Here is a 255-nt window from a genome sequence, read left to right on the forward strand (position 1 = left end):
CATTCAGGTTCACACCGTTTTCTGTCACGTTGTAAGTACCGGCAACATAGTTACCCAGCAATACCACGCGGTCATTACCAGCACCCAGGCTCAGGAAGTTGGCGCCACGGGCCAGAGTCACGTCCAGTGCAGATTGTGCTGTCAATGCGCCTGCATCGATCGATACACCAACAGTGGCGTTAGCAACGTTGACGTTGTCCAGTGCGCGGATAGTCAGACGTTCTACGTGTGTTGTTGTGTTAGCAGCTTGGTAGC

The 255-nt window shown here is 53.3% G+C and carries 1 protein-coding gene; it reads right to left on the bottom strand.

Annotated features, from left to right (window positions below):
* Window positions 1-255, bottom strand: a 255-nt coding sequence (locus ACO0LN_RS30400) for a hypothetical protein (RefSeq protein ID WP_422980511.1), incomplete at both ends; no start/stop codon positions are given.

It is taken from the genome of Undibacterium sp. TC9W, assembly GCF_049339865.1.
GTDB lineage: Bacteria > Pseudomonadota > Gammaproteobacteria > Burkholderiales > Burkholderiaceae_D > Undibacterium.